At 56.1% G+C, this 9517-nt stretch carries 9 protein-coding genes; 4 read left to right on the forward strand and 5 right to left on the reverse strand.

Features of this window, described 5'->3' with window-relative positions; genetic code table 11:
• Positions 1-18 precede the first annotated feature (18 nt).
• Positions 19-594: a TetR family transcriptional regulator C-terminal domain-containing protein gene (locus RBA95_RS13830; RefSeq protein WP_306017462.1), complete on the reverse strand. Its 576-nt coding sequence runs from the start codon at positions 592-594 to the stop codon at positions 19-21.
• A 65-nt stretch (positions 595-659) separates the two neighbouring features.
• Between RBA95_RS13830 and RBA95_RS13835 the strand changes: the two genes are divergently transcribed.
• From RBA95_RS13835 to RBA95_RS13845, 3 genes are all read left to right on the forward strand, one after another.
• A complete protein-coding gene (locus tag RBA95_RS13835) occupies positions 660-1811 on the forward strand; it encodes a DUF418 domain-containing protein (protein ID WP_306017463.1) in 1152 nt (383 codons plus the stop codon).
• 89 nt (positions 1812-1900) lie between these two features.
• On the forward strand, positions 1901-2386 hold the full coding sequence (locus tag RBA95_RS13840) for a DUF2147 domain-containing protein (RefSeq protein WP_306017464.1): 486 nt from the start codon (positions 1901-1903) through the stop codon (positions 2384-2386).
• Between the two features lie 51 nt (positions 2387-2437).
• On the forward strand, positions 2438-3457 hold the full coding sequence (locus RBA95_RS13845; RefSeq protein ID WP_306017465.1) for a low specificity L-threonine aldolase: 1020 nt from the start codon (positions 2438-2440) through the stop codon (positions 3455-3457).
• A 72-nt stretch (positions 3458-3529) separates the two neighbouring features.
• Here the strand turns inward: RBA95_RS13845 and RBA95_RS13850 are convergent, their stop codons facing one another.
• Together RBA95_RS13850 and RBA95_RS13855 are read right to left on the reverse strand one after the other, a co-directional pair.
• Positions 3530-3817: a hypothetical protein gene (locus RBA95_RS13850; RefSeq protein ID WP_306017466.1), complete on the reverse strand. Its 288-nt coding sequence runs from the start codon at positions 3815-3817 to the stop codon at positions 3530-3532.
• A 90-nt stretch (positions 3818-3907) separates the two neighbouring features.
• Complete coding sequence (locus RBA95_RS13855; RefSeq protein ID WP_306017467.1) at positions 3908-4417, reverse strand: response regulator; 510 nt, start codon at positions 4415-4417, stop codon at positions 3908-3910.
• 122 nt (positions 4418-4539) lie between these two features.
• On the opposite strand from RBA95_RS13855, the gene uvrB reads away from it, so the two are divergent.
• Positions 4540-6726: an excinuclease ABC subunit UvrB gene (uvrB, locus tag RBA95_RS13860; protein ID WP_306017468.1), complete on the forward strand. Its 2187-nt coding sequence runs from the start codon at positions 4540-4542 to the stop codon at positions 6724-6726.
• A gap of 101 nt (positions 6727-6827) precedes the next feature.
• Here uvrB and RBA95_RS13865 read toward each other — a convergent pair whose 3' ends face one another.
• Entirely contained in the window at positions 6828-8240 is a 1413-nt protein-coding gene (locus RBA95_RS13865) for an ATP-dependent endonuclease (protein ID WP_306017469.1), read from the reverse strand.
• The gene (locus tag RBA95_RS13870; protein ID WP_306017470.1) at positions 8240-9355 is read right to left on the reverse strand and encodes a DUF262 domain-containing protein; all 1116 of its coding nucleotides are present in this window, start codon (positions 9353-9355) and stop codon (positions 8240-8242) included. Before RBA95_RS13870 ends, RBA95_RS13865 begins: the two co-directional genes overlap by 1 nt.
• Positions 9356-9517: the final 162 nt, after the last annotated feature.

Genomic DNA, 9517 nt, shown 5'->3' on the forward strand with positions numbered 1-9517 from the left:
GACGGAAGCGCGCGGGTCCTAACCCAGCTCCTTGATGAACTGGTGCTTTAGAAGAGCCTGGGCTCGCGCGTTATCCATATCGGGATCTTCAGCCATAATCAGGCCCGCCAGACCGTCACGCAAAGCTTCCAGTCTGATAGCTGTGGTCTGCGCATCCTGAATCGTCCAGACGCCTGCCTGTGCACCGGCTTGCAAGACCTCAACAAGCCGCTCGCGCAGCTGTCTGCGAATCCTCGTCAGCGCTGCGCGTATGGGCGCATCTGCGGGAGCCAGTCGCTCCGCCTCTATCCAGAGCCTCCAGAACAGACGCGCTTCTTTCGTAAAAGCCTCACTGACAAACCGATCCATGGCGGCCGCCGGGGCTTCTCCTGCGCGCCACAGATCGCTCACTGCGGCCTGGAAGAGTGTTTCCCAGGCGGCAGCGCGCAGCTCTGGCCATTTGAAATAATGGTTGAGCAAGCCACGACCGACCTGGGCGCGTTCTGTGACCATGCGTGTCTGCGCCTTCTCCAGGCCCCTTTCGTACACGATTTCGGCAGCCGCCTGGAATATCCGCGCGCGTCCCTCCCCGCGTGACAGTTTCGTATCATTCATGTCTGCCTCGTTGACCGTTGAGCAGTGGCTCAATAAGATTGAGCCACTGCTCAATTGGAGTTCACATGACCGCGCCAAACCGCAACGCCGTCGTCGACACCTTACGCACAGCCGCCCTCATCGGCATCTGTGTTGTGAACCTGCCCTATATGGGTCTCGCTCCGGCGCAGACCCTGACCTGGCCAGACAGCGCGCCGGATCAGATCGCCGTCCTGGTCACGGCTGTCTTCTTTGAAGCCAAGTTCTTTGTCTTGTTCTCCTTCCTGTTCGGTTGGGGCATCGAGATACAACAACGCGCCGCCCAGCACGCCGGAGCGAACGCCGGTCGCCGGTATCGACGCCGCATGGTGATGCTGGCCGTGTTCGGCATTCTGCACGCCCTCCTGGTTTTTTCAGGCGATATCCTCTTGCTCTACAGCCTGGTGGGCAGCCTGATCTGGTTTTTGAGACGCGCGTCTCCCGCCCGCCTGATCGGCGTTGCACTGAGTCTGATCGCACTGAGCCTGTTGGGCCTCACGCTTGTTGGCATGGTCTTGAGTCTGGCTCCGCCCCTGGCTCAGGATCTGACACCGGGTCTGTCCGGAGACTATCTCGATACCGTGCAGGCGCGAATTGAGGACTGGCCTGAAACCTTCCTGTTCCTGATCCTGTTTCAGGGCCCGCTGGCCGCCAGCGCTTTCGCAGCGGGCCTTGCGGCGGCTAAGCTGGGCGTGCTTGATCCCTCTGCCACACACTGGCGGCGGCGTTGCGGGACCGCCCTGCCGATTCTACTCGCTGTGGGTTTGCCCCTGAATATCGCCTATGCTCTGGCCGCCAGCGGTCCGGGACTGGGCTGGGGCGAAATTGCTGAATGGCTGGGCTTCATCTCGATCGCTCTGGGCGCGCCAGTGCTGACACTGGCCTATATCTGCGTGGTTCGACTCGCCCAGGATCGGTTGAAACTGCCCCCTCTTCTGGTACTGGCGGGGCGCAACTCACTGTCGAGCTATGTCCTACAAGGCGTCTTGGCCGGATTTATTTTTGGTGGTTATGGATTGGGTCTATTCGGGCAGATGAGTCAGCTTGGCCTCTACCCGCTGAGCATTGCGGTCGCCCTGGTCTCAATGGTTTTGACCGGTCTTTATGCGCGCGTCTCGGGCCGTGGCCCGCTCGAAACCCTATTACGACGCGTAACCCATGCCCCATCTCATCAGCACACGCTCGGGGCACAATCATGAGGGCGCGACTGACACTCTGGCTCGGATGCATCGTCCTCGCCAGCTGCGCCACGCCCCCTGCTCCCCACACGACCGCTGAAAGGGCGGCTTTGTCCGGAACCTGGCGTTTGCCCGACACTCAGGGATGGGTCGAGCTGGGGCCCTGCCCGGAGGCGCAGCACAGGCTCTGCGGCATATTGGTCGGGTTTGACGGGGATCATGCAGCGCGTGATTTCATTCATCCCGATTTCCGGTCCTGGGGCGAGCTTGCCTGTGGCTCTGAAATCGTTTTGTCAGCCGAGCATTATCCGATGGCTGACGTCTGGCGCGGCCAGGTCTACCAGCGCTCGGAGGGGCGGATTGTGGATGCGGAGCTGAAACTCACCTCACCAAGGACGCTGGATGTTCTGCTTTATGAAGGGGCGAACCTGGATGAGGGCGTGTCCTTGGCGATCTTTGCAGCGCTTGGCAGTCCGCCAGATCTGATCGATCTGGGCGATTACGGGCTCCGGGTCATCATGGGACGCGAACTGTTCGGACAGTCCCAGATATGGAGACAGAGCGCCCTGCCCGACACCATGGCGTGCCCGCCTTGAGCGCCCAGGCAGACCATTGACGACGCTTGAAGATTGCGGCTCATTGGCCGCATGAATTTTCTCTCCGACACCACCGCCCCCGCCCATCCCGCCATACTGGACGCCCTTGGCCGGGCGAATGAGGGCTTTGCCCCCAGCTATGGCGCCGATCCGGTCAGCGCGCGTGTGAAAGCGCAATTATGCGAACTGTTCGAGACCGATCTCGACGTGGTGTTCACCACCTCGGGCACCGCATCGAACGCGCTGGCGCTCTCTGTGCTCTGCCCGCCGGATGCCATGGTGCTGTGTCACGACGAAGCCCATATCCATCGCGATGAACGCGGCGCGCCGGAATTCTTCACCAAGGGCGGCAAGCTGCTGCCCCTGCACGGGGATCACGCCAAGATCAGCCCGGACTCGCTGGCGGATGCGCTCAAGCAATGGCCGAACGATTTCGTCCACGCGACCCCGCCCGCTGTGCTGAGCCTGTCCCAGCTCAATGAATCAGGCTGCGCCTACAGCCTGGACGAGCTGGACGCGCTGATCCGCCCGGCGAAAGCGCATGAGCTGCACATCCATATGGACGGGGCGCGATTCTCGAACGCGTTGGCCACGCTGGGCTGCAGCCCGGCCGAGATGACCTGGAAGGCGGGCGTGGACATTCTCAGCCTGGGCGCGACCAAGAACGGCGCCATGGCGAGCGAGGCCGTGCTGCTCTTCCCCGACATGCAGGACCGCCTGCCGCGTCTTCTGGCCAATCAGAAACGGGCCGGCCTGATGCTGCCCAAGATGCGCTATGTCTCCGCCCAGATGGGCGCCTGGCTGGAGGATGAGCTCTGGCTCGACCTCGCCCGCAAGGCCAATGCCGCCGCCAAGCGCCTGTCTGACGGGCTGGCGGCGCTGGAGGGCGCGGAGCTGGTCCACCCCACCCATGGCAATGAGGTCTTCATCCGCCTTGAGGACAGCCTGGCCGCGCGCCTGCGCGACGCCGGCGCCGGATTTTACAGCTGGCCCGATGGCTCGGCCCGGTTTGTGGCGAGCTGGTGCACGACCGAAGCGGATATCAGCGCCGTGCTGGAGGCGGCGCGCTAGAGAGCGCCCGCACCGCAAAGCTGGCGGAACAGGCGCACCGACTAAGCTGCGCCTGCCCGTCAATTCGCTGGCCTAGAGCCCGAATTCCCAGCATTCATGCAGGGACCAGAATCCGCCCGGCGGCCGACAGACCACATATTGGCATTGCTGGTCGCCCGTCACCGGGTCGAGTCCGGAATAGGCCTCGCAATAATCCGGCAGGCGCCCCGGAAGCAGGCGGGCAATCTCGTTGGAACTCAGTCGCTTGGACAGATCCACACTCTGTTCGGCCGAGGGGGCCGGCTCCGGCGTCTCGACCTTGGGATCCGCCTCCGGCGCGCTGAAAGCCAGCGCTGCGGAGACCGTGATAAGCGTAAGCATCGTGTCACTCCCCTTTTCAATCAACAGGAGAAGCGTGACACGGAAAGCGCGAAATAAAAAGCCTGAGGCGCGATTTTTGCAACCCAGAGGCTAGCTTTTATCGCCTTCCTTGTCGCTGATGCGGCGCATCGGGCCTGAATAGCGCGGGTCCTGACGGCGGCGGCGGTCCGGACCGAAATAGCCCGGCGTCTTCACGAAGCGCCGCGGCCGCTCGATCAGCGTCACCAGGCGGTTATACAGGTCCACCGGCCGCACCGGCTTGGCCAGGTATTCGTTCACGCCCGCATTGATCGCCTCGAGCACCTTGGAGCGGTCGGTATGGCCCGACACCATGACGATGGGCAGATACTTGTTCGGGCTGTCGGATGCGGTGCGGATCAGCCGGGTGAATTCCAACCCGTCCACATCGCCCAGCATGTAGTCCACCAGCGCCAGATCGGGGTTGGCGTTGCGCATCAGCTCGAACGCGTCCGCCGCGTCGCGGGTCTCGATCACCGAGCGCACGCCAAACCCTTGCAGGATGGTGCGCAAGATCGAGGACATGTGCGCGTTATCTTCAACGATAAGCACCCGGATGCGTTCGAAACTGCCTTGGGACATGGCGCTTTAGCGACCCTGCTGATTGAATTGTCTGCGACGCACAGTGCCTCACAAACGGTTAAACAAGACTTGCAGCCCAGCGCCCCCTGTTCAAGCGGGTTTGACAATCCCATATTGCCCCCATGCCCAAACTGACCCGAGACGACAGCGCCCTCACCCCGCAAGGCGTCGAGGACATGGCCCAGGCCGATTTCGTGATGGACAAGCCCGCCCAGGGCGCCATCAAGGATCCGCTGAGCCTGCCCGCCAACTGGACCCCGCACCGCCCTGACCGCCCGGACAAATCCGAAGGCGGTCAGAAATTCCAGATGGTCTCCGACTACGAACCCGCTGGCGACCAGCCCCATGCGATCGCGGAGCTGGTGGACGGCGTTTCCCAGCAGGAGAGAGACCAGGTTCTCCTCGGCGTCACCGGCTCGGGCAAGACCTTCACCATGGCGAAAGTCATTGAAAAGGTTCAGCGTCCGGCCCTGATCCTGGCGCCGAACAAGACGCTGGCGGCGCAGTTGTACGGCGAATTCAAGGATTTCTTTCCCCATAATGCGGTGGAGTATTTCGTCTCCTACTACGACTACTACCAGCCCGAAGCCTATGTGCCGCGCACCGACACCTACATAGAAAAAGAATCCACCATCAACGAGGCCATCGACCGGATGCGCCACGCCGCCACCCGCTCCATCCTGGAGCGCGACGACGTCATCATCGTCGCCTCGGTGAGCTGCATTTACGGCATCGGCTCGGTCGAGACCTACACCGCCATGGTATTCGATCTGGAGGTGGGGGCGGAAAAGGATCCGCGCGAAGTGATGCGCGACCTCGTCTCGCTGCAATACACCCGCAATGACGCCGCTTTCCAGCGCGGCACCTTCCGGGTGCGCGGCGATGTGCTGGAAATCTTCCCGGCCCACTATGACGCCCGCGCCTGGCGGATCAGCTTCTTTGGCGACGAGATCGAGCGCATCCAGGAGTTCGAGGTCCTCACCGGCGCCCCCATTGGCGATCTGGAGAAGGTCCGCGTCTACGCCAACTCCCACTATGTCACCCCGCGCCCGACGCTGAACCAGGCCATCGCCAGCATCAAGACCGAGCTTGCCGAGCGCCTGGAATGGATGGAGGCCAATGGCAAGCTCTTGGAAGCCCAGCGCCTGCAACAGCGCACCGAGTTCGATCTTGAAATGCTCGAGGCCACGGGCTCCTGCATGGGGATCGAGAACTATTCGCGCTATCTCACCGGCCGCAAGCCCGGCGAGCCGCCCCCCACCATGTTCGAATACCTGCCCGACAATGCGCTGGTCTTCATCGATGAAAGCCATGTCACCGTGCCCCAGCTGGGCGCGATGTACAAAGGCGACTTCAACCGCAAGCGCACCCTGGCCGAGCACGGCTTCCGCCTGCCCTCCTGCATGGATAACCGCCCCCTCAAATTTGAGGAATGGGAGGCCATGCGCCCGCAGACCCTCCACGTCTCCGCCACGCCCGGCAAATGGGAGCTGAACCAGACCGGCGGCGTCTTCACCGAACAGGTGATCCGCCCCACCGGCCTGATCGACCCGCCGGTCGAAGTGCGCCCGGTGCAGACCGACACCTCCTCCCAGGTCGATGACATCATCGAGGAGGCGCGCCAGACCGCCGAGGCCGGCTATCGCACCCTCATCACCACCCTCACCAAGAAGATGGCCGAGGATCTGACCGAATACATGCACGAGCAGGGGCTAAAGGTCCGCTACATGCACTCCGACATCGACACGGTGGAGCGGATCGAGCTGATCCGCGATCTGCGCCTCGGCGAATACGACGTCCTTGTGGGCATCAACCTCTTGCGCGAGGGCCTCGACATCCCCGAATGCGGCCTTGTGGGCATTCTCGATGCGGACAAGGAAGGCTTCCTGCGCTCAGAAACCAGCCTCGTGCAGACCATCGGCCGCGCGGCGCGGAACGCCGATGCGCGCGTGATCCTCTATGCCGACCGCATCACCGGCTCCATGGAGCGGGCCATGCAGGAGACCGAGCGCCGCCGCGAGAAACAGATCGCCCATAACCAGGAGCACGGCATCACCCCGCGCACCGTCACCCGCGGCGTCAGCGATATCCTGCAAGGCGTGATGGAAGAAACCGCCAAGGGCCGCGGCAAGAAACGCGACAAGAAGCGCGACCGCGCCGTCGCCGAGGATCAGGCCCGCTTCGAACCCAACAATCTCAAGGCCACGATTGCGGATCTCGAAAAACGCATGCGCGAAGCCGCGGCGGATCTGGAGTTTGAAGAAGCGGCGCGCCTACGCGATGAGATCAAGAAGCTGGAGGGGGGTTAGGGGAGAATATAAACAAACACTCAAGAAAATTAGAATTCACCATAAAATAACACCCAAAAACAAGCGACACACTTAATAGAAGAACACCAAAACAAATACAATTAGATGCCATCAATTAGTCTTTGAAAGTCTCTATTGAAGTAACTTTCCTTGATCAATTGGCTGACAAAAATCCTTATGACTGTATCCTCATCGAGCCCTGCCCCACCTTTTAATTCCTCAATCCAATCATGCGGATCTGCGCCCTCAATACTAGCACACACTGCATCGAATTCGCTTAGTGAGAATGACGCCTCTATTTCACGGGAACCTTTTTTAACTAGACTTTTAATCAAAGTTTCAGGCCCCGAACTCCCAGGCAAAAATCGAATTCTCTCGTCATCTGGTAGTGAAGGATCTTCGCGTAAATCGCCATCATATATACCCCAGATTTTTAGCTTCTTATTAGTGGATGCAGGCAGCGTCTTTAAGAGTTTAGAGATGTTACCAGAACCACCAACAGCGAATATTTCAGACCTGTGAGCAAGAACAGGATCCTCGTTGTAAAGAAGCTGCTTCAAAAATCTTTTAGCCCTATTGTCTTCAACAAAACAAACTCGCTCAATACGTGTATTTACTCCCAACTGATTGGTTACTGCGAGTTTTCCTGGGCCACCGACCAGATTCACGCCCTCTATACTTCTTGATAACACATGAAGATTTTCATCTAAGAATAATTCAACTGCTTGCGTAGAATGAGTACTAATGAAAACCACCCAATTTAATGTACAAGCCTTCATGACAATATGTTCAAATAATCGAGTTTGGGCACCGGGTGAAAGAAAGGCCTCTGGCTCTTCTAAAAATACAATAGATCCTTTATCAACGGTCCTTAGAAACCACCACATGTAAAGAGCTATGTACTCGCCGGCACCCATGGCCGTGCTATCATAATTTACATCGCCATACACAACTTTAAAAAAAGGTCGAACTCCATCTAAATCCAGCTCATACATAGAGATAGAACTGTAGTCGCGCCCAAATATTCTAGCTACCTCTTCAAGCTCTTTATCAGTAAGTAAATACTCACCAATTCCATTTAAAATATCGTCTATATCGTAAAGTAAAAATTCATCTAAGGCACGCCGAGCATCATAAGATGCATTCAAATGATGAACCCTATCATGAACTATTGGGCAATCCATTTCATCCGATAGAGGCAGACAGACGTCGGCAACTACTTCTTTCTCATCAATCTCTAAACCACTCTGAACCTGCCCTTCCAACCTTACAGCCTCTGCTGGGTTTCGCTCCATGAAGTCTTCTGGAGAAAATGATGCCCATAAAGCACTCAATAGCGTTGTTTTTCCAACTCCGTTCGCGCCCACAAACACATTGATTGGAGAGCTAAACACAATTTTTAAATCCCCCAGTATTGGAAAATTTTTGAATTCAACGAAATTAACTTTTATTGGATAATTATTTGGGTAAGCCTGCGCACTACGCAAATAATCCGAGAGCTTTGCAGCACGCATTATAACCGCCCCCAATTCTCAATACTAATAAATTTGAGTACGATCTGCTCAAAGTCCGCTTCTTTATTGTGGCCTCTATAATCTAAAATTGCGTCATATAACGACCTTTCCTGATATCCGCTTAACCCGTACATAAGATACAAAGCAAATTTCAACGAAAAGTCCCGCAAAATGACAGAACTCACATCAGTTACTCTTAGACTAGCACGATCAGAAAACAAATCGTAACAGTCTGACAGTATTACATAACGATCACTTCTTTTCTGAATATTATAGAAGTCTGCCATGAAACTATCTGGAACTTCCATTATTTCTTTAGAGAAAAGCATGAGCCAAGAAAGCAAGGATGCCTTATTTAGCTTTACATCTTTTGCACTACCTTTTATCAAGCTAAAAGAATTTATACAATGTTCAACTTTATCTATTACTCTACCGCTAAACGGCTCTCTACTTCTAAACCTTTCAGATATTCTTGATTCCGTACCTTTGATAGAAAAAGAGCCACTCTCGACAAAATACAGCATCCTTGCCAATACATCATCATAAGCTAACCGCACATTTGAAAACCCAAGCGCCTGCCTGTCATTTCCTGCGCTTATAAAATATTCAACCAGATTTTTGAGCTGCTCTCTTGCTGGGCCGTATAAAGCGTTTCTCTGTTCGCCAGCAGTTAATATTGCAGGCTGATTTAGTCGATAAAAGAGCTCACTTGGCTCTTCTGGAGTAAAGTCCGTTATACGGAAGCATCTGATAGTGAAGTTATTAAAACCCCTCCTTATGTCAGAAGGAAGTCTTTTATATGTATACCTGTCCAAGTTTAGAATCTTTTGATCTATAGGAGTGAACTTACCAGATATTGTAAATTTATTATGGACAAAATCTCGTAAAGACGCCAACCTTTGTTGACCGTCCAGAACTTCCATCCGATTGTCTTCAGTTACCACCAGATGTATGGGAGGTATCGACCACTGCCTAAGCACTGTATCAATGAGTTTTTTCTTCTTTGTGCGTGACCAAATTTCCTGCCTTTGGAAATCGGGTTGAAGGTCGATATCTCCTTCATCAATACGATTAACCAACGACTGAATATCTGGCTCGAATGGTGAAAGCTGCATCTTTTTCCCTCTCTAAGTGAGAGCATCTGTGAGTCGTAAGAAATTACAATCTCAATCTTGATGCAGATTACCTGTCCATCGCAAGATTGGCAGAATGAAATACCTTATTGCACTGACCTACGCTCTGGTTTGAGATGTCCCCCTATCCCCCACCCCGCCCAC

It is taken from the genome of Oceanicaulis sp. MMSF_3324 (genome assembly GCF_030733545.1).
GTDB lineage: Bacteria > Pseudomonadota > Alphaproteobacteria > Caulobacterales > Maricaulaceae > Oceanicaulis.

Coding starts and splice junctions, on each gene's coding strand:
- RBA95_RS13830 (WP_306017462.1), bottom strand. CDS start 594: ATGAATGATACGAAACTGTCACGCGGGGAGGGACGCGCGCGGATATTC.
- RBA95_RS13835 (WP_306017463.1), top strand. CDS start 660: ATGACCGCGCCAAACCGCAACGCCGTCGTCGACACCTTACGCACAGCC.
- RBA95_RS13845 (WP_306017465.1), top strand. CDS start 2,438: ATGAATTTTCTCTCCGACACCACCGCCCCCGCCCATCCCGCCATACTG.
- RBA95_RS13850 (WP_306017466.1), bottom strand. CDS start 3,817: ATGCTTACGCTTATCACGGTCTCCGCAGCGCTGGCTTTCAGCGCGCCG.
- RBA95_RS13855 (WP_306017467.1), bottom strand. CDS start 4,417: ATGTCCCAAGGCAGTTTCGAACGCATCCGGGTGCTTATCGTTGAAGAT.
- uvrB (WP_306017468.1), top strand. CDS start 4,540: ATGCCCAAACTGACCCGAGACGACAGCGCCCTCACCCCGCAAGGCGTC.
- RBA95_RS13865 (WP_306017469.1), bottom strand. CDS start 8,240: ATGCGTGCTGCAAAGCTCTCGGATTATTTGCGTAGTGCGCAGGCTTAC.
- RBA95_RS13870 (WP_306017470.1), bottom strand. CDS start 9,355: ATGCAGCTTTCACCATTCGAGCCAGATATTCAGTCGTTGGTTAATCGT.